Origin of the sequence: Pseudooceanicola nanhaiensis DSM 18065 (genome assembly GCF_000688295.1) — a bacterium.
Classification (GTDB): domain Bacteria; phylum Pseudomonadota; class Alphaproteobacteria; order Rhodobacterales; family Rhodobacteraceae; genus Pseudooceanicola; species Pseudooceanicola nanhaiensis.
In genome coordinates, this window is sequence record NZ_JHZF01000011.1 from 819,605 (window position 1) to 838,238 (window position 18,634).

At 67.4% G+C, this 18,634-nt stretch carries 17 protein-coding genes and 1 tRNA gene; 9 read left to right on the forward strand and 9 right to left on the reverse strand.

Annotated features, from left to right (window positions below; translation table 11 throughout):
- Positions 1–31: 31 nt before the first annotated feature.
- The gene (locus Q344_RS0104930; protein WP_028285704.1) at positions 32–1,042 is read left to right on the forward strand and encodes a methyltransferase; all 1,011 of its coding nucleotides are present in this window, start codon (positions 32–34) and stop codon (positions 1,040–1,042) included.
- Positions 1,043–1,115: 73 nt separating this feature from the next.
- Positions 1,116–1,192 (forward strand) — tRNA-Arg (locus Q344_RS0104935).
- Between the two features lie 75 nt (positions 1,193–1,267).
- Here Q344_RS0104935 and Q344_RS26025 read toward each other — a convergent pair.
- The 4 genes from Q344_RS26025 to mepK form a co-directional block, all read right to left on the reverse strand.
- Positions 1,268–1,438, reverse strand: coding sequence for a hypothetical protein (locus Q344_RS26025; protein ID WP_156954629.1), 171 nt, complete (start codon positions 1,436–1,438; stop codon positions 1,268–1,270).
- Between the two features lie 219 nt (positions 1,439–1,657).
- Positions 1,658–3,139: an inorganic phosphate transporter gene (locus Q344_RS0104945; protein WP_028285705.1), complete on the reverse strand. Its 1,482-nt coding sequence runs from the start codon at positions 3,137–3,139 to the stop codon at positions 1,658–1,660.
- Between the two features lie 40 nt (positions 3,140–3,179).
- The gene (locus Q344_RS0104950) at positions 3,180–3,659 is read right to left on the reverse strand and encodes an NUDIX hydrolase (RefSeq protein ID WP_028285706.1); all 480 of its coding nucleotides are present in this window, start codon (positions 3,657–3,659) and stop codon (positions 3,180–3,182) included.
- Between the two features lie 189 nt (positions 3,660–3,848).
- Positions 3,849–4,418: a peptidoglycan L,D-endopeptidase MepK gene (mepK, locus tag Q344_RS0104955; RefSeq protein ID WP_028285707.1), complete on the reverse strand. Its 570-nt coding sequence runs from the start codon at positions 4,416–4,418 to the stop codon at positions 3,849–3,851.
- 313 nt (positions 4,419–4,731) lie between these two features.
- On the opposite strand from mepK, the gene Q344_RS0104960 reads away from it, so the two are divergent.
- Genes Q344_RS0104960 through Q344_RS0104975 form a run of 4 tightly spaced genes read left to right on the forward strand, consistent with a single transcriptional unit; the run spans position 4,732 to position 8,954 of the window.
- Positions 4,732–6,339: a L,D-transpeptidase family protein gene (locus tag Q344_RS0104960; protein ID WP_028285708.1), complete on the forward strand. Its 1,608-nt coding sequence runs from the start codon at positions 4,732–4,734 to the stop codon at positions 6,337–6,339.
- A 24-nt stretch (positions 6,340–6,363) separates the two neighbouring features.
- A complete protein-coding gene (locus Q344_RS0104965; RefSeq protein ID WP_028285709.1) occupies positions 6,364–7,455 on the forward strand; it encodes a UDP-3-O-(3-hydroxymyristoyl)glucosamine N-acyltransferase in 1,092 nt (363 codons plus the stop codon).
- Positions 7,456–7,488: 33 nt separating this feature from the next.
- Complete coding sequence (locus tag Q344_RS0104970) at positions 7,489–7,749, forward strand: acyl carrier protein (protein ID WP_028285710.1); 261 nt, start codon at positions 7,489–7,491, stop codon at positions 7,747–7,749.
- Positions 7,746–8,954 (forward strand): beta-ketoacyl-[acyl-carrier-protein] synthase family protein, encoded by a 1,209-nt coding sequence (locus Q344_RS0104975; protein WP_028285711.1) that lies wholly within the window; start codon positions 7,746–7,748, stop codon positions 8,952–8,954. The genes Q344_RS0104970 and Q344_RS0104975 overlap by 4 nt, the downstream gene beginning before the upstream one ends.
- 75 nt (positions 8,955–9,029) lie before the next feature.
- Here the strand turns inward: Q344_RS0104975 and Q344_RS0104980 are convergent, their stop codons facing one another.
- Positions 9,030–9,740 carry an invasion associated locus B family protein gene (locus Q344_RS0104980; RefSeq protein WP_028285712.1) on the reverse strand — a complete coding sequence of 237 codons (711 nt, stop codon included), beginning with the start codon at positions 9,738–9,740 and terminating at the stop codon, positions 9,030–9,032.
- A gap of 502 nt (positions 9,741–10,242) precedes the next feature.
- On the opposite strand from Q344_RS0104980, the gene Q344_RS0104985 reads away from it, so the two are divergent.
- Positions 10,243–11,784 carry a helicase HerA-like domain-containing protein gene (locus Q344_RS0104985; RefSeq protein WP_028285713.1) on the forward strand — a complete coding sequence of 514 codons (1,542 nt, stop codon included), beginning with the start codon at positions 10,243–10,245 and terminating at the stop codon, positions 11,782–11,784.
- Here Q344_RS0104985 and Q344_RS0104990 read toward each other — a convergent pair.
- Together Q344_RS0104990 and ssb are read right to left on the reverse strand one after the other, a co-directional pair.
- Positions 11,776–12,555: a LytTR family DNA-binding domain-containing protein gene (locus Q344_RS0104990; protein ID WP_084178295.1), complete on the reverse strand. Its 780-nt coding sequence runs from the start codon at positions 12,553–12,555 to the stop codon at positions 11,776–11,778. The genes Q344_RS0104985 and Q344_RS0104990 overlap by 9 nt on opposite strands.
- 295 nt (positions 12,556–12,850) lie before the next feature.
- Positions 12,851–13,369, reverse strand: a complete 519-nt coding sequence (ssb, locus tag Q344_RS0104995) for a single-stranded DNA-binding protein (RefSeq protein WP_028285715.1) — start codon at positions 13,367–13,369, stop codon at positions 12,851–12,853.
- Between the two features lie 208 nt (positions 13,370–13,577).
- Here ssb and Q344_RS0105000 point away from each other — a divergent pair, with 208 nt between their 5' ends.
- Together Q344_RS0105000 and Q344_RS0105005 are read left to right on the forward strand one after the other, a co-directional pair.
- Positions 13,578–14,168, forward strand: a complete 591-nt coding sequence (locus tag Q344_RS0105000; protein ID WP_028285716.1) for a lytic transglycosylase domain-containing protein — start codon at positions 13,578–13,580, stop codon at positions 14,166–14,168.
- Positions 14,169–14,339: 171 nt separating this feature from the next.
- On the forward strand, positions 14,340–14,864 hold the full coding sequence (locus Q344_RS0105005) for a hypothetical protein (protein WP_028285717.1): 525 nt from the start codon (positions 14,340–14,342) through the stop codon (positions 14,862–14,864).
- A 74-nt stretch (positions 14,865–14,938) separates the two neighbouring features.
- Here the strand turns inward: Q344_RS0105005 and Q344_RS0105010 are convergent, their stop codons facing one another.
- Both Q344_RS0105010 and Q344_RS0105015 read right to left on the reverse strand, forming a co-directional pair.
- Entirely contained in the window at positions 14,939–17,020 is a 2,082-nt protein-coding gene (locus tag Q344_RS0105010) for a dipeptide ABC transporter ATP-binding protein (RefSeq protein ID WP_028285718.1), read from the reverse strand.
- A gap of 155 nt (positions 17,021–17,175) precedes the next feature.
- Entirely contained in the window at positions 17,176–18,627 is a 1,452-nt protein-coding gene (locus Q344_RS0105015; protein ID WP_028285719.1) for an ABC transporter permease, read from the reverse strand.
- Between the last annotated feature and the right edge of the window lie 7 nt (positions 18,628–18,634).

Below are 18,634 nucleotides of genomic sequence, written 5' to 3' on the forward strand. Positions count from 1 at the left end.
GGCGGCACCAGCCACCTGAGAGGAGCCGCCGATGACCCCGCTGACCGAAGCCGACGAGATCTCGGACATCGCCTTCGGGTTCATGGGGTCCAAGGCCCTCTTCGCCGCCCTGAAGTTCGGGGTCTTCACGAAGCTCTCGGAGGGTCCCGGCACCGCCGCGGACCTTGCCGGGGACGAGATCCACCCCGACCGGATGGAGACCCTGCTGACCGCGCTCGCGGGGCTCGGGCTGGTGACGGTCGAGGACGGGCGTTTCAGCAACTCGCCCGCGGCCGAAGCCTTCCTCGTACGCGGGGCGAAATACGATTTCGGCGAATACCTCCGCCTTCAGGTCGGCCAGCAGATGTATCCGCTGCTCGACCAGATCGAGAGGGCGCTCGACGGCTCGCTCGGCGCGGAGGCGACGAAGAGCTACGCCGAATGGTTCTCCGACCCCGAAGAGGCCCGGCTCTATTCCGAGAGCCAGCACGCCGGATCCATCGGACCGGCCCGCCAGCTGGCCAAGGCGCTCGAGATCGAGGGGCCCGCGCGGCTGCTGGACGTCGGCGGCGGGACCGGGGCCTTCGCGATCACGCTCTGCAAGGCCTTCCCGGAGCTTACCGCAACCATCGTCGATTTCCCGAACGTCGCCGCGCTCGGCCGGCGCTATGTCGAAGAGGCCGGGCTATCCGACCGCATCGCCTATGCCGACGGCGACGCGCTCGAGAAGGGCTGGCCCGGCGGGCAGGACATCGTGCTGATGTCCTACCTCTTTTCAGGCGTGCCGGGCGATGCGCATCACGGGCTGATCGCCGACGCCTGGACCGCCCTCAGGCCCGGGGGCCGCATCCTCGTGCATGATTTCGTGGTGGATGAAAGCCGCGAGGGGCCGCGGCTCGCGGCGCTCTGGCAGCTTCAGCACACGGCCTTCACGCCGGAGGCGCGCTCGCTCGACGATGGCTGGCTCAAGGCCGCGCTCGAGGGCGCCGGCTTCACCGAGGTGGGCGTCCGGCCGATGATCCCCGAGATGACGATGCTGGCCGAAGGCGTCAAACCGGCCTGAGCGAAATTTCCGCAACGGCGGGTGCCGGATCCCATTGCGGGGGCGCGCAGGATGGTCTAATCACCCCCTGCACGCACCCGTAGCTCAGCTGGATAGAGCGCTGCCCTCCGAAGGCAGAGGCCAGAGGTTCGAATCCTCTCGGGTGCGCCACTCTCTCCCCGGTAAAAAATGACGCACCGCTGGCGCGGGCGGCCCTGTCTTGGCGATGGTGAGGTGGCGGGCGCGTCAGCCCAGCATGTAGGTCAGTCCGGCCGAGGCGGCGGCCATGAGCGCGACGAGGATTCGGACGGGCCTCGGATCGCGGCGGGCATAGCTCCGCGGATCGGAATCCGTGACGACGTTCAGGAAAACGAGCAGGATGATCAGGCCGGCAATAGCTGAGAATGCGACGCTCAATATTCCACTCGTCCTTCATTTTTGGTGAACACATTCCGGATTATACGGAATTGGCTCTTGCGGCAACGCGAAAGTTCAAACCACGCACCGAACATATTAAGCCATTGACTTCAAGGGATTTAAACCGGTCCGATCGTCACGAGGCGGGACATTCCGGGGGCGTTCGAAATCGCGCCGGCACGAATGGACCAATCCCGCCGGGCCATCCATCGCGAGGCGTTAATCCAGGAGGGCCGAAAGACAATAGAAGGCGAGCGCGGAGATCGACGCGGCCGCCGGCACGGTGACGACCCAGGCGGCCACGATGGTCAGGAAGTGCGACCGGCGGACCAGCTTGCGGCGCTGGCGCTCCTGCGCGGCAATTTGGGGCGGGCGGGGACGCGCCTCGGCGATCTGGCGGGTGCGGCGCTCCATGTACCATTCGCGGAAGAAGCCGACACCGAAGACACCGCCGACCGCGATATGGGTGGAGCTGACCGGCAGGCCAAGCCAGGAGGCGGCGATCACCGTCACCGCGGCGGAAAGCGCCACGCAATAGGCGCGCATCGGGTTCAGCTTGGTGATCTGGTTGCCGACCATCCGGATCAGCTTGGGCCCGAAGAGGATCAGCCCGAAGGAGATCCCGAGCGCGCCGATCAGCATGACCCACATCGGAATCGCGACCTCGGTCGCGACGCCCATGGAATCGCGGGCATGGACGATGGCGGCAAGCGGTCCCACGGCATTGGCCACGTCGTTCGCGCCATGCGCGAAGGACAGAAGCGCGGCCGAGACCACGAGCGGGAGCTGGAACAGCGTCTTGAGCGAGCGGTTCCGGTTCTCCAGCCCCTGCGACTGCCGCCGGATCAGCGGGACGGAAGCAAAGTAGCAGCCCAGCCCGATGGCTGCCCCGATCAGAAGCGCGATGCCGATGTCGACGCTCATGAGGTGCTTGAGGCCCTTCATGACAAGGTAGGTGCCGAAGGCCGCGGCCATCACGCCGATCAGCACGGGAACCCAGATCCGGGCGGCGGCGATCTTGTCCTCGACATAGATCACCTTCCACTTGATGAAGGCCAGCATCGCCGCGGCGATGATGCCGCCGAGCAGCGGCGACACGACCCAGGACAGCGCGATGGAACCCATCGTGCCCCAGTCGACCGCACCCAGCCCGGCCGCGGCGATCCCGGCGCCCATCACGCCGCCGACGACGGCATGCGTGGTCGAGACCGGCGCTCCGACCCAGGTGGCGACGTTGACCCAGACCGCCGCCGAGAGGAGCGCCGCCATCATCGCCCAGACGAAACTGTGCCCGCTTTCCAGGCTGGCCGGGTCGATGATTCCCTTCGAGATGGTCGAGACGACATCGCCGCCGGCGAGCAGGGCGCCCGCGCTCTCGAAGATGGCGGCGATCGCGATGGCCCCCGCCATCGAGAGGGCGTTGGCGCCGACCGCGGGGCCCATGTTGTTGGCGACGTCGTTGGCGCCGATGTTGAGCGCCATGTAGGCGCCGAGCGCCGCGGCCACGACGATCAGGAAGCCGCCCGGTGCCGATCCGGTGAGCAGGAGCGCGACGACCGCGGCCACCGCGACGAAGAGCAGCGAGATGCCGACGCCGACCAGCGGCCGGGCGGCGTACATCGTCGCCGCTTCGACCCGGGACAGGCGGTTGAGGTCCTTGTCGAGTGTGCTCCACTGATGCGCGGCGTTCGGATCGCTCACGTGTCCCTGTCCGTTCCTGTCATTTCTGGGTGCCCCGGTCTCAGGTCCGGAAACCGTCCTGAAGCTTTGCCGGGAAGCGTTCGATCACTTCCTTCAGTTCGGGCTCGTCGACGGCGCGGGCGGCCTCGAGCGGGCTCATCCAGCGGCGTTCGCGGCGCCCGACCTCGGGGTAATCTCCGTGCAGCTTCTGCACCTCGATGGCGAAGACGTCGACTTCGGTGGCGACGGGAACCCCGCCGCGCAGCCGTTTGACGTAGCGATAGCGGCCGATCCGCGGCGGCTTGTGATCGCGGGTGATGACGCCCGCTTCCTCCCAGGCCTCTTCGATCGCGACGCCGCCGGCATCCAGCCCGGTCTTGGGCCAGCCCTTCGGCAGGATCCAGCGCTTCGTGTGCAGGGAGGTCAGCACCAGCACCTCCGGTCCCTCGGCCGTACGCCGATAGCACAGCGCGGCCACCTGGAACCGCGCGGGTCGCCGGAGAACGGGGCTGATGAAGGTCTGCCAGAAGGTGTGGAGCATGGTCGGCCGGGTTGAAGGGTAGGGGGTTACCTAGCCCGAAACACCACTCCGATCAATCCCGGCGGTCGGTTCCGTACCGGCATGCGTCGCGTTGGTCGGGCGGTGTAAAGCACGAATGGCCCCGAGATCGGGGCCATCGTCGTGTCGGTCCGGGTCTGCGCCGGACCGCTGGTCAGTGCGGCGCTGCGCTCAGCTGCCCCAGCTGCGGACCGGGCCGCAATCCATGTGCACGAAATCGGAGCTGGTGTAGCGCCCGACGCCGCCCGCCCGGCAGGCCGAAGCCGCCTTGAACATCTGGTTCACCGAGCGGCTGGAGAGGCGAAGGTCCGCGGCCTGGCCCTGAAGGTGGCGCGAGTTCTTGGCCACGCCCGAGGAGCGGCTGCGGAGCATCGCGTTGGTCTCGGGCGAACGGTAGCCGGAAATCAGGAGGTAGGGTTCGCTCACGTCCATCAGGTTGTGCGCGGCGGACATGATGTCCATCGTCCGCATGTCGATGTTCATGTGCTTGTTGTTGCGCCAGTCCCGCATGAAATGCGAAACCTCGTCCACCGCGTCGCGAATGTACTCGCCTTCGATCCAGTAGATCATGTCGAGTTTTTCGCCGGTGCGGGCCGAGTACATCTTGAGCCGGCGGATATCGCCGCTGCCCCTCAGAAATCCGGCCGCCTTGGTGTAGGTCGGTGCGGCTGCCACCGCGGTTGCTGCGAACGCCCCCAGAAGGGCACGCCGCGACATGCTCGTCGAGCTGATACTGGTCATACTGCGCTGTCCCGTCGCTTACCTGTGTGGCCGCGATGTTACGCGGCCCTGCCATAGTCATCCCCAAGTGGCCAAAAGGTGACATACTTGGTTGGCCTGGCCAAGCATTTGTTCCCTCCAAATTTCACCGAGCCGTGAGTTCGGCAAAATCTTGCTGACTCGGTACGGAATTCCGCCATTCTCGGGGGCGAGTCATTGGATTACATCAGTTTTCGGATCTTTTTGGCCGCTGCGACGTTGTGGGTGCAGAGCATCGGAACACAGGGTAAACGCTGGGCCGGGCCGAGCAGAACGAGAACAAAGGGGTCAGGAAATGCCTATCGCGCGCAGCAGCCGTCTTGGAATCACGTTGAGCGCCGCGCTGGCGGCCGGGTGCCTGTTCGGACCGACCGGAGCGAGCGCCCAGGTCACCGCCTACAAGCTGGCCGTGGCCGAGGCGATGTCGTCGGACAAGGACGTCGCCGCCTTCTACCGCGCCCGCGACTTCGCCCCGATCTGGGTCTCGTCGGATCCGGAGGCGTCCGCACGTCGCTCCGCGCTCCTGTCCGCATTCGAGATGGCGTCCGCCCATGGCCTGCCCGACGGCAAGTACCAGGCCGCCAAGCTGCGCGGCCTGATGGAAGCGGCACGCTCGCCGCGCGACCGCGGGCGGCTCGAGATGGAGCTGACGCGCACCTATCTCGATTTCGCGACCGATCTGCAGACCGGCATCCTGACGCCCTCGAAGGTCGTGGCCGACATCCACCGCGAGGTGCCGCTGCGCGACGCCTCCCATTACCTCGACGGGATCATGGGCGACAATCCGTCGGCCTTCCTGCGCAGCCTGCAGCCCACGAATGCCGAATACGCCCGGCTCGTGAAGGCCAAGCTCGACATGGAGCGGCGGCTCGCCTCCGGTGGCTGGGGCCCGACCGTGCCCGCGACCAAGCTCGAGCCCGGGATGGAGGGCCGCGAGGTCGTCCTGCTGCGCAACCGCCTGATCGCCATGGGCTACCTGCCGCGCACGGTCTCCACCCGCTATGACGGTGCCTTGCAGGAGGCGGTGCAGGAATTCCAGCGCGACCACGGTCTGCTGACCGACGGGATCGCCGGCTCCGGTACGCTGGCCGAGATCAACGTGCCGCTGGAGAAGCGCCTGCAATCGATCGTCGTGGCGATGGAACGCGAGCGCTGGCTGAACCGGCCCCGCGGCGACCGCCATGTGCTGGTGAACCTGACCGACTATCACGCCCGCATCGTCGATTTCGGCAAGGTGACGTTCAAGACCCGCTCGGTGATCGGACGGAACGAGGACGGGCGCCGCAGCCCCGAGTTCTCGGACGTGATGGAGCACATGGTCGTCAACCCGACCTGGAACATTCCGCGCTCGATCGTGACGCAGGAATACCTGCCGCAGCTCCAGCGCAACCCCTATTCGAACCAGCACCTGAACGTGGTCGACCGCCGCGGCCGGATCGTGCCGCGGAACGCGGTGAACTTCGCCGCCTACAACGCGTCGAACTTCCCCTTCACGATGAAGCAGCCGCCGTCGGAACGGAATGCGCTCGGGCTGGTGAAGTTCATGTTCCCGAACGTCTACAACATCTACCTGCACGACACGCCGTCCAAGGACCTGTTCTCGCGCGAGGAGCGTGACTTCTCGCACGGCTGCATCCGCCTGAGCGATCCGTTCGACTTCGCCTATGCGCTGCTGGCGCGGCAGGAATCCGATCCCAAGGGGGTCTTCCAGCGCATCCTCAACACCGGCCGCGAGACGACCGTGCCGCTCGAGACGCCGGTTCAGGTGCACCTCATCTACCGGACCGCCGTGAGCCCGGCGAAAGGGCGGATGAACTACCGCCGCGACATCTATGGCCGTGATGCGCGGATCTGGGAGGCGCTTGAACGGGCGGGCGTTTCGCTCTACTCGGTTCAGGGATAAATTCCCGGCCGAAAGGGGCAACCCATGGCACACAGCGTTGCAGAGATCGCCGCCGCCATCGGCGCGGAGGCGGTCGGAGACACGTCCATTTCCATCACCGGCGCCGCTGAGCCCGCGCAGGCGGGACCGGCGGACATCGCGCTGGCCCTGAAGCCGGAGTTTGCCGCGGGCCTCTCCGCCGGTGCGGCGCAGGCCGCGATGCTCTGGCCCGGTGCGGAGTGGGAATCGCTGGGCCTGAAGGCGGCGATCTTCGCCCCACGCGGGCGTCTGGCGATGGCGGGGCTGACGCGGATGCTCGATCCGGGGCAGGGCTACGGCGCGGGGGTGCATGCCTCGGCCGTCATCGATCCCTCGGCCCGTCTTGGCGCCGATGTCAGCGTTGCGCCGCAGGCGGTGATCGGTGCGGGCGCCACGATCGGGGCCCGTTCGGTGATCGGGCCCGGCGTCTATGTCGGAGCCGGGGCCGAGATCGGCGAGGACGCGATCCTGCATGCCCATGTCCGGATCGGGGCACGCGCCCGGATCGGCGCCCGCTTCATCGCCCAGCCCGGCGCCACCATCGGTTTCGACGGCACCTCCTTCGTGACCGAAGAGGCCTCCAACGTCGAACAGGCCCGCTCGACCCTCGGCGAGGTCGCCGAGTCCAGGGCGCAGGCATGGGTGCGGATCCACTCCCTCGGCGGCGTTGTCATCGGGGACGACGTGGAGCTTGGCGCCAATACCTGCGTCGATGCCGGCACCATCCGGCCCACGCAGGTCGGCAACGGCACGAAAATCGACAACCTCTGCATGGTCGGCCACAACGTGGTCATCGGTGACCACTGCTTCTTTGCCTCGATGGTGGGGATTGCGGGCAGCACCCGCATCGGAAATCACGTCGTGCTCGGCGGACAGGTGGGGGTTAGCGATAATATTACAATTGGCGATAATGTTGTCGCTGGCGGGGGCACCGGCATCATCAGCAAGGTCCCCGCTGGTCGCGTGGTCATGGGTTACCCCGCGGTCAAGATGGAAACACATTTGGAAATGTACAAGGCGCTGCGGCGTCTGCCACGGCTGATGGAGCAGGTGGCAGCCCTGCAGAAAGCGGTTTCCAAGGCGGACGGCTCCGAATAAATCGAGCCGGACCGCGCAAGGGGAGGCGAGATCATGAGCGTCAAGGACAGGGTGATCAACATCATCGCGGAACAGGCCGTGCTGGAACCGTCGGACGTGACGATGGAGTCCACGCTCGAGGATCTGGGCATCGACAGCCTCGGCCTGGTCGAGAGCATCTTCGCGATCGAAGAGGCCTTCGACATCCAGGTGCCGTTCAACGCGAACGAACCGCAGGAAAGCGACTTCGACATCTCCAACGTCGGCACGATCGTCGCCGGTATCGAGAAACTGGTGGCGGAACAGCACGCGTGAAACGGGTTGTCATTACCGGGGCGGGCACGATCAACGCGCTCGGCCATTCGGTTGCCGAAACGATGGAGGCGATGCGCGAGGGCCGTTGCGGCATCGGCGAGCTCGAGATGCGCGACGTCGACCGCCTATCGATCCGGATCGGCGGGCAGGTGAAGGGCTTCGAGGCCGAGGGCGAGTTCAACCGCCAGCAGATCGCGCTCTACGACCGGTTCACGCAATTCACGCTGCATGCGGCGAAGGAGGCGCTGGCCCAGTCCGGGCTCGAATTCCACGGCGAGCTGGCGGCAAAGGCGGGCGTGGTGCTGGGCACCGCGGGCGGCGGCGTCTCGACCTGGGACGAGAATTACCGCACCGTCTACGAGGAGGGGAAGAACCGCGTTCACCCCTTCGTCGTGCCGAAGCTGATGAACAACGCCGCCGCCAGCCACGTCTCGATGACCTACAACCTCAAGGGGCCGAGCTTCACGGTCTCGACCGCCTGCGCCTCGTCGAACCACGCGATGGCGCAGGCCTTCCAGATGGTCCGGCACGGCATGTCGACGGCGATGGTGACGGGCGGCTCCGAATCCATGCTCTGCTTCGGCGGCGTGAAGGCGTGGGAGGGGCTGCGGGTCATGTCGAAGGACGCCTGCCGCCCCTTCAGCGCCAACCGCAACGGCATGGTCCAGGGCGAGGGGGCGGGCATCTTCGTCTTCGAGGAGATGGAGCATGCAAAGGCCCGCGGCGCCGAGATCCTGGCCGAGGTGGTGGGCTTCGCCATGACGTCCGACGCGGCCGACATCGTGATGCCCTCGAAGCAGGGCGCGGCGCGGGCGATCACCGGGGCGATGGCGGATGCGCGGATCAACCCCGCGGAGGTGGGTTACATCAATGCCCATGGCACCGGGACCGCGGCCAACGACAAGACGGAATGCGCCGCCGTCGCCGATGCCTTCGGCCAGCACGCGGACAACCTGATGATCTCGTCCACGAAATCCATGCACGGCCACCTGATCGGCGGCACCGGCGCGGTGGAGCTTCTGGCCTGCATCATGGCGCTGCGGGACGGGGTGATCGCGCCCACCATCGGCTACGAGGAGCCGGACCCGGAATGCGCGCTCGACGTCGTGCCGAACGAGGCGCGCGAGGCCCGGGTCGAGGTCGCGCTGTCGAACGCCTTCGCCTTCGGCGGGCTCAACGCGGTTCTGGCGCTGCGCAGGGTCTGAACGCGGAACGCCCCGGCGAGGTGCCGGGGCGTCCGTGATCTGCCCTGCGATGGTCCGGGCCGTGGCCCGGCGCGGTCAGCGCTGCTGCGGCAGCGCTTCGGTCACCTCTTCGAAACCGGCGGTGAAGCCGATCAGCGACATGGTCAGGCGAACCTTCGCATCCGGCGCCGCCCAGGGGGTGATGGTGATCGAGGCTTCCGCGCCGCGCTTCAGCGAATCCACGTCCGCCTGGGTCAGGCCGATCCGCGCGAAGCAGCCGATGGTGGTGCAGAAGGAGAAGCGGTAGCGCTTGCCCTTGTTGCCGTCCACGCCGAGCAGCAGGTCTTCGGTCAGCGCGGTCTCGAGCGGCACGACGACGGTCGCGCCGGCCACGGCCTGGCCGCCCTCGGGCAGGCGGAACATGCTGAATTCGGCGACCGGGTTGTCGTCCTCGTCGGTCAGCAGCTGGTAGAGCTGGCAGGGGTCCTCGCCGTTCTCCGTCTTCACGCACTGGAGCTGCCAGTCGCCGAAGCTCTCGCGGGTATAGGCATCGCCCACGCCCGGCTCGCCCGCCGCGCTGTCCGATCCCATGTCGAGCCCGGTCTGCTCGGTCGTCTCGCCCGTGGCCGGCGCTTCGTCGGTCTCGGCTTCGGCTTCGGTTTCGGTGGTGGCGTCGGTTGCCGTGTCGGTGGCCGTGTCGCTCTGGGTTTCGGTCGTCGTTTCCCCGGTGGTGGCGGTGCCGGTGTCCTGCGCGACGGCAGGGGCGGCAAGGGCCATTGCGAGCAGAATGCTGATAAGTCGGGTCATCTCAATCCTGTGGTTGCTGAGCGGCGCGAAGCCATGGTCTTGGCAAGGCGTCTAACACGCAGGCGCGGGATTGTCAGGCCCCCGAAACGGCACCGCCGGGCCACGCGGCTTCACCTGCGCGTGTCCCCGCCAAGGGCAGGGCGGGGCGCAGAGGGGAGGGGCCCGGACAGCGAAGAGAAGAGAGGGATCGGGTCAAGAGAAAAGGGGCCGTGCGGCCCCTTCCCCTTTGCTCCCTGTCGGACTGGCCGACTTTGTATTGATCCAGACGCTAAGTGGTTTGCCCGGTCCCGTCAACAGCCAAGTTTGACAGCCATTCCAACGCACTCGCCTGTTTTCAAAGCGAAAAGGACCGTGCCCGAAGGCACGGCCAGTCTGACAGGGAGGAAGTCAACCCGGGAGTGCGAGGAGATGCGCCCCCGGATCGATTTTCACTGTGGCAGGAAATGGTTAAGCAAGTATGCTCGCCGGACGTCATTTTTCCAGCGAGCGGGGGGCCAGAGGCTTGGACGGCAGGATCTTCATCGGCGGCGGCGGCGAGGGCTACGCGACGGCACAGGGCTTGCGGCTGGATTACGCGAACCGCCACGGGCTGATCGCCGGCGCGACGGGCACCGGCAAGACGGTCACGCTGCAGATCATGGCCGAAGGCTTCTCGGCCGCGGGCGTGCCGGTGGTGCTGGCCGACGTGAAGGGCGATCTTTCCGGTCTCGCCGTGGCGGGCGATCCGGAGGGCAAGCTGCACGACGCCTTCCTCTCGCGCGCCGCGACCATCGGGTTCGAGGATTACGCCTACTCCGCCTTTCCGGTGATCTTCTGGGATCTCTTCGGGGACCAGGGCCACCCGATCCGCACCACGATCTCCGAGATGGGGCCGCTGCTGCTCTCGCGTCTGCTGGAACTGACCGAGGCGCAGGAGGGGGTGATGAACATCGCCTTCCGCGTCGCCGACGAGGAGGGGCTGCCGCTCCTCGACCTCAAGGACCTGCGCGCCCTGCTGGCTTGGGTGGGCGAACACCGCTCGGACCTTGGCCTGCGCTACGGGAACATCTCGCCGCAATCGGTGGGCGCGATCCAGCGGGCGCTTCTGGTGCTCGAAACCCAGGGCGGCGAGGCGCTTTTCGGTGAACCGGCGCTGGAGCTGCCGGATCTCATGCGCACCGACACCGACGGGCGCGGCATGATCTCGATCCTCGCCGCGGACCGTCTCATGGCCTCGCCCCGGCTCTACGCGACCTTCCTGCTCTGGCTGCTGTCGGAGCTTTTCGAACAGCTTCCCGAGGTGGGCGATCCCGAGAAGCCGAAGCTCGTCTTCTTCTTCGACGAGGCGCATCTGCTGTTCGACGACGCGCCCAAGGCGCTGATCGACAAGGTGGAGCAGGTGGCCCGGCTGATCCGCTCGAAGGGGGTGGGGGTCTATTTCTGCACCCAGAACCCCGCCGACGTGCCCGAGGACGTTCTGGGCCAGCTCGGCAACCGGGTGCAGCACGCGTTGCGCGCCTTCACCGCGAAGGATCGCAAGGCGCTGCGGCAGGCCGCCGAGACCTATCGCGACAACCCCCGTTTCTCGACCGAAGAGGCGATCCGCGAGGTCGGCACCGGCGAGGCGGTGACCTCGTTCCTCGAAAGGAAGGGCGCGCCGGGAATGGTGGAGCGGACGCTGGTCCGGCCCCCGTCCTCGCAGCTCGGCCCGATCGCGGAGGCGGACCGGGAGGCGCGGATCGCGGCCTCGCCCGTCGCCGGGAAATACGACAGCGCCATCGACCGGGTCTCGGCGCACGAGATCCTGCTGGAGCGGGCCGGGCAGGCGGCCCGGGCCGCCGAAGAGGCCGAGGCGCGGGAAGCGACGATGCAGGCCGAGGCGCGCGAATACCAGCGGGCACGGCGCTATTCGGGCGGCCGCGTCTCGCAATCGTCCTCGCGCGCGCGGCGCGAGGGGGACAGCCTGGGCGAGGCGATCTCGACCGCCGTCATCAAGGAGCTGCGCGGCACCACCGGGCGCCGCATCGTCCGGGGCATCCTTGGCGGGCTCTTCCGCTCACGCTGAGGCGGCGCGCGCCGCCAGTCTCTTCCGCAGATCCGCCGCATAGGTCTGGCTGACCGGCAGGCTCCGCCCGTCGTCGAGCTGCACCTTCAGCTTGCCGTCCTCCCGGCCGAGCGTGGTCACGTGGCGCATCGCAACCCAGTGCGAGCGGTGGATGCGCAGCCCGTCGATCTCCCCGAGCTCGCTCAGCGCGTCGGCGAAGCGGATCAGCACCATCTCGGTGCCGGTCGTCGTGCTGACCCGGACGTAATGGTCCTGCATGGTGAGTGAGACGATATCCGTCCCCGTCGCGGGATCGAGCCGGGCCTGAAAGCGCGTCGCCCCGTGCCGGGGGGCTTCGGCGGCTGTCTCCTGCCCGGGCCCTTCGGTCACGGAGATGACCGGCAGGAAATGGAAGCAGCCGATCGCGAAGCCGATGGCGCTGACCTGCACCCAGGTCGTGCCGATCGTGTCGAGCATGTAGCTTTCCGGCCAGAGCACCGCGCGCACGAAGAAGACGAGCCCGGTGCCGGGGACCGCCGCCAGCATCGCGCCGAGGGCGACCCGGGCGAGTCGCGGCAGCCGCCCCAGATGCGGCGAGTCGAGCAGGGCGCGGATGGCGATATGCATCGGCAGGGCGACCGCCGTCAGCGCCGCGGTCCAGAAGAAGAACCGGCGTGCCGGCGGCAGGGCGTCGTAGGATCCGAAGGGCCCGAGGAGGGTCAGAAGGCAGATGGCGCCGAGGAAAACGAGCAGCCCACGGTCCGAGCGCAAGTCGCTCAAAAATTCACGCATCGCGAAATGGTCCCGAATCCGGTTTTACGAAATATGCGCATATTTCGCGAACAGGTCTTTGAATTCAAGGGGATGGAAGCGTTTATGCGCGCTCATAAACCCAAAGAATACCAGCAGCCATCACACCCCAAACACTTTACCAGTTTCGACGGGCCGGTCCGGCACACCCCTGCCAGGCCGGCCCGCGGAACGCTGTTCCGCCCCGGTGCATCCCCATGACGGGTCGCGGGAACATGAAAGGCCGCCGGCGATATCGCCGGCGGCCTTCGTGTTCGGTCTTGCCGTCAGATGGGGATCAGAACGGGATCTCGTCGTCCAGATCGCGCGACGGGGCCGAGCCCCCGCGGTCGTCGCCGCCGCCGCCACCGCCGCCGTAATCGCGGTCGTCGTAGCCGCCGCCGCCGCCACCACCGTAGCTGCCGCCGCCACCGCCGTAGCCGCCACCGCCGCCGCCTTCGCCGCCACGGCTGTCGAGCAGCGTCAGCTCACCGCGGTAGGGGCGCAGCACGACCTCGGTCGAATAGCGGTCCTGGCCGGACTGGTCCTGCCATTTGCGGGTCTCGAGCTGGCCCTCGATATAGACCTTCGAGCCCTTGCGCAGGTATTGCTCGGCGATGCGCGCGAGCGGTTCGGAGAAGATCGCCACCGAGTGCCACTCGGTCTTCTCGCGGCGTTCGCCGGTGTTGCGGTCCTTCCAGTTCTCGGAGGTCGCGATGCGGAGGTTGCAGACCTTGCCGCCGTTCTGGAACGAACGGACCTCGGGGTCGCGCCCGAGATTTCCGACGAGGATGACTTTGTTGACCGATCCCGCCATGGGGCCCCCTTTACCTTCGAATCCGGTGATTGCTTGCCGACGGTTACAGCAGACCGGAAAGAAAACGTAAAGTTTTACGACAGGTCGGCCGGGCCTTCGCACATTTCCGCACAGGTCGGGCGCAGGCCCCCGCATCGAAGGGGGTGCCAGCCGATTAAAATCAGGTTAACATGCCGCCGGCGTTCGAGGGACAAGGACGGGACAGGATATGAGAACTGGCGTATTCGTGCTGGCCACGCTGGCCGGGCTGAGCCTTGCGGCATCCGGCATGGCCGAGACGGTGTCCACCAAATCGCGGGTCAGCCTCTTCAAGTCGCAGACCAAGCTGCTCGATAGCCGCGCGGCACAGCAATACAAGAACTCCGTCCGGCTGCAGCCCGAGCCGGTCATCGCGCCCAGCAAGTGGGACACCGGCGTCGCCTTTGCCGGGGCATACAAGGGACCCTACCTCGATGTGGCCCGCGCCGCGGCGGTCAAGCACGGCGTGCCCGAGGACCTGTTCCTGCGGCTGGTGCAGCAGGAAAGCGGCTGGCGCGCCAATGCCAAGTCGCACAAGGGCGCCATCGGGCTTGCACAGCTGATGCCCGAGACGGCCAAACGGCTGGGGGTGGATCCGCACGACCCGCACCAGAACCTCGAGGGCGGGGCGCGCTACCTCGCCCGGCAGTACCGCGATTTCGGCTCCTGGCAGCTGGCGCTCGCCGCCTACAACGCGGGGCCCGAGGCGGTGCGCAAGTACGACGGGATTCCGCCGTACAAGGAGACGACGCATTACGTGAAGGTGGTCTTCGGACGCTGAGCGCGCCCGCGTCGGCGGCAAAACATTCCGTGGCAGATCTTTTTTCGGGAACCGTCTGACGGGGACCGGGTTTCCAATGCGTCACGGATGGCGGACCTGACCCGTCCCGCGACCCGCCATAAATCGCGACTGAACGCGGCAGGCGGCCACTTATGTCAAGCGAGCGTACCAATGCTGAAAACCGCAACCGCAGCCATTGCCCTGACCCTCGTCTCCGCCGTCCCCGGGTTCTCCCTCGACCGTCCGTTCCCCGTCTCGGGCGTAGAGGTCGCGACCGACCTCGACGGCGTCGCGGTGTCGGATGTGACCAACTTCTACCCCGCCTTCAACGAGGACCTCGAGAAGGCGATCTGGGCCGAGGTTGAAAACCCGCAGACCGGCGGCAGCCGCGGCTTCAACATCGACGTCAAGGTGACGTCGATCGAGCTCGACGACGCGGCCATGGGCCCCGCAGGCGAGTTCAACGAGATGACCGGCATCGTGACCTACACCTTCGACGGCGCCGATCAGGCGTCCGGGACCTTCCCGATCGAGGTGAAGGCGACGGCGGGCGACGCGCCGGCCGGTGTGATCGTCGTCGCACCGTCGGAAGCCGATTACTACCGGGCGATGGTCATGGCCTTCGCCAGCGGCGTGACCGACCGGATGGCCGATCTGCCCGAACCGACCGCCGACGCGATCCAGGAAGACCGTTGACCCCCGGTTCCGACTGGAAAGCCAGGGCCCGTCGCGCGTGAAGCGCGGCGGGCTCGCTGCATTCCGGGCAGCGGTCATTCGGCGGCGACCTTGATGACCGGCTCCATCTCGGCGAATTTCACGTCCGAGAGGTGGCACTTGATCTGGTGATCCCCGAAGCGCTGGATGGGCGGGACCTCGATCTCGCAGAGATTGCCGGGCACCTGACCCTTCCACCGGCAGCGCGTCTGGAACGGACAGCCCGGCGGCGGATTCATCGCCGAGGGGATGTCGCCCTCGAGCACGATGTGCCTCTTCTGCACACTGGTATCGGCAATCGGCACCGCCGAGAGCAGCGCTTCGGTATAGGGGTGGTAGGGCGGCGCGAAGACCTCGTCCGTGGTGCCCAGTTCGACCACGTGGCCGAGGTACATGACCATCACACGGTCGCTCAGGTAGCGCACGATGGACAGGTCGTGCGAGATGAAGAGCAGCGTCGTCTTCTCCTCGCGCTGGATGTCCATCAGCAGGTCCGTCACCGCCGCCTGCACGCTGACGTCGAGCGCCGAGACGGGTTCGTCCGCAACCACGATCCGCGCGCCGCCCGCGAAGGCGCGGGCGATGCCGACGCGCTGCTTCTGCCCGCCGGAGAGCTGGCGCGGCATCCGGTCGGCGAAGGCGCGCGGCAGCTTCACGAGGTCGAGCAGCGTCAGCATCCGGTCGCGCCGCTCCGCGTCGCTCCGGCCGATCCTGAAGATCTCGAGCGCCCGGATGATCTGGCGCCCCACGGTCATCGAGGGGTTGAGCGTGTCGAACGGGTTCTGGAACACCATCTGGACATCGGCGACGGTCTTGGTGTCGCGCCGCTCGATGGGAATGTCCTGGATCTCGCGGTTGTCGAGGATGATCCTGCCCGCGGTCGCCGTCTCCAGCCCCATCAGCACCTTGGCGAAGGTGGATTTGCCGCAGCCCGACTCGCCGACGATGGCCAGCGTCTCGGATTCGTGCGCCTCGAAGGAGAGTGTCTCGTTCGCCTTCACGACCTTCGTGCCGCCCGAGCCCGAGAAGGCCCCGGCCGCGACCTCGTAATACTTCCTCAGATCGTCGATGCGCAGGACCACGTCGCCGGACTGCGCCCTTTCGCGCGCGTCGGTGGCGACGAGGGGAGCGTCCCAGTCGATCTCCTCGACGCGGAGGCAGCGGGTCGTGTGCGCCTCGTCGCCCGCGATCGGGACCATCGGGATCGCCTGCGCGTCGCAGCGCCCGGCCTGGAAGTGCTCGCAGCGCGGGCCGAAGTTGCAGCCGGGCGGGCGTTCGTGGGGCAGGGGGAAGTTGCCCGGGATCGCCTTCAGCGGCCGCACTGTCTTGTCGGCGCCCGGCAGCGGGATCGAGCGGAAGAGCGCCTGGGTATAGGGGTGACGCATCCGGTCGAAGACGTCCTCGATCGAGCCGCGCTCCACCGCCTCTCCGGAATACATCACGCAGAGCGAATTGCAGGTCTCGAGCACGAGGCCGAGGTTGTGCGAGATGAAGAGCATCGAGGTGCCGTATTTCGCGCCGAGCTCCTTCACCAGGTCGACGATCGCGGCCTCGACGGTGACGTCGAGCGCGGTGGTGGGTTCGTCGAGGATCAGCAGGGCGGGTTTCGACATCAGCGCCATGGCGATGACGATGCGCTGCTGCTGCCCGCCCGAGAGCTGGTGCGGATAGGCGTCGAGGATGCGCTTCGGATCGGGCAGCTTGACGTCGGTGACGACCTGCAGGGCGCGGGCGCGGGCCTCTTTCTGCGAGATGCCCTCGTGGATCATCGGCACTTCGACGAGCTGGCGGCCGATCTTCATCGCCGGGTTCAGCGAGGCCATCGGCTCCTGGTAGATCATCGCGATCTCGTTGCCGCGGATCTGGCGCAGCTCGGCCTGCGACAGGGTCGAGAGGTCGCGCCCCTTGAAGCGGATCGTGCCGCCGGTGATGCGGCCGTTCCTGCCGAGATCCTGCATCACGCCGAGCGCGACGGTGGACTTGCCGCAGCCCGACTCGCCCACGAGGCCGACCGCCTCGCCGGGGTGCACGACGCAGGAGAAATCCATCACCGCCGGGATCTCGCGCAGGCGGGTGAAGAAGGAGATCGAGAGATTGTCGATCTCGAGGATCGGGCCGTCGCAGGGCTGCTCATCCATGGCGTTCTCCTTCCGGGGAGGTCCGATCCAGCGGCGCGCGGGCCAGGGCCCGCGCACGCGATTTCCTTCGGGAGGGGGCGCTGCCCCCGTCGCGGGCCGTGGCCCGCGACTCCCCCGGGATATTTTCGGCAAGAGGAAGCAGGCCGGGCATCGCGCTAGTCCTTCAGGCTTTCCTCGCGCAGCCCGTCCGCCATGAGGTTCAGGCCGAGGACGAGGCTGAGGAGGGCGAGGGCGGGGACGATGGCGGCGTGCGGGTAGATCGACAGGAGCTTGCGGCCGGCGTTGATCGTGGTCCCCCAGTCGGGGCTGTCGGGCGGCAGGCCGAGGCCGAAGAAGCCGAGCGTGCCGAGGAGGATCGTCGTGTAGCCGATGCGCAGGCAGAAATCGACGATCAGCGGGCCGCGGGCATTGGGCAGGATCTCCCACAGCATGATGTACCAGGGGCCTTCGCCGCGGGTCTGGGCGGCGGCGACGTAATCGCGGGTCTTGATGTCCATCGCGAGGCCCCGGACGATCCGGAAGACCGTGGGGGCGTTCACGAAGACGACGGAGACGAAAACGACGAGGATGCCGCCGGGGATGTCGAAGAGGTCGAGCCCGGCGGGCAGGACATTGACCGGCGTGTCCCGGTCCGAGACGAGCGAGAGATAGAGCCAGCCGAGCGGGATCAGCACCAATGCGAGGATGATCGTGCGTTTGCGCGGATCGGTGAAGTAGCGCGCGTTGATCAGCACCGTGAGGAAGATCAGCGGGAAGAGGAAGAGCACCACCGCGAGGTAGGAGGGGATCCCGGTCTCGACGATCTCGGGCGTGACCAGCAGGTAGAAGAGCAGGATCACCGGGAAGGCGAGGATGAGGTTGGCGAGGAACGACAGGAGCGTGTCGAGCCGCCCGCCCACGTAGCCCGCGGGCAGGCCCAGCGTGATGCCGACCATGAAGGCGAAGAGCGTGGCGAGCGGCGCGATGCGGATCACCACGAAGCTGCCCGCGACCATCCGGCTGAAGACGTCGCGGGCGAGGGTGTCGCCGCCGAGCAGGTAATAGGGGTAGTCTCCGGGCTCCGCGCCGTTCAGCGGCGTGCCCGGGGCCTTGTTCTTCATGCCCGACGCCACGTCGAGCGCGCCATGGGTGGTGATCATGTCGAAGAGCCCGGCGAAGAGCGCGGTGAAGATCCAGAACATGACGAGGCCGAAGCCCGCCATCCCGATCGGGTTGTCGAACAGCTTGCCGTAGAGGCCGAGCCGCCGCTTGAAGGTGATCGAGAGCGCGAAGGTGACGATGAGTGCGATCCAGACCGGCAGGAAGCGGGCCGAGACGGCGCCGATGATGCCCTTGTTCTCGATCCCCGGGATCACGATGCCCGCGCCGAGATAGATCACCACGATGGCCAGGATCGCCCAGAGCGCGCCCTGCATCACCAGCCGGGACCAGTCGGCCGGGCCGCGGCGCCCGGCCAGGGTGCCGTCGGCCTGGGCCACCGGGGCCGGGGCGGGCAGGAGGCCGAGGATCAGCGTGGCGATGAGCGAGAGCGCCAGCACCGCGAGCGCGGCGAGAAGGATCGGGTTCAGCACGGGGCCGAGAAGGCCGGTCCAGGACAGCGGTTCCATCAGGGCC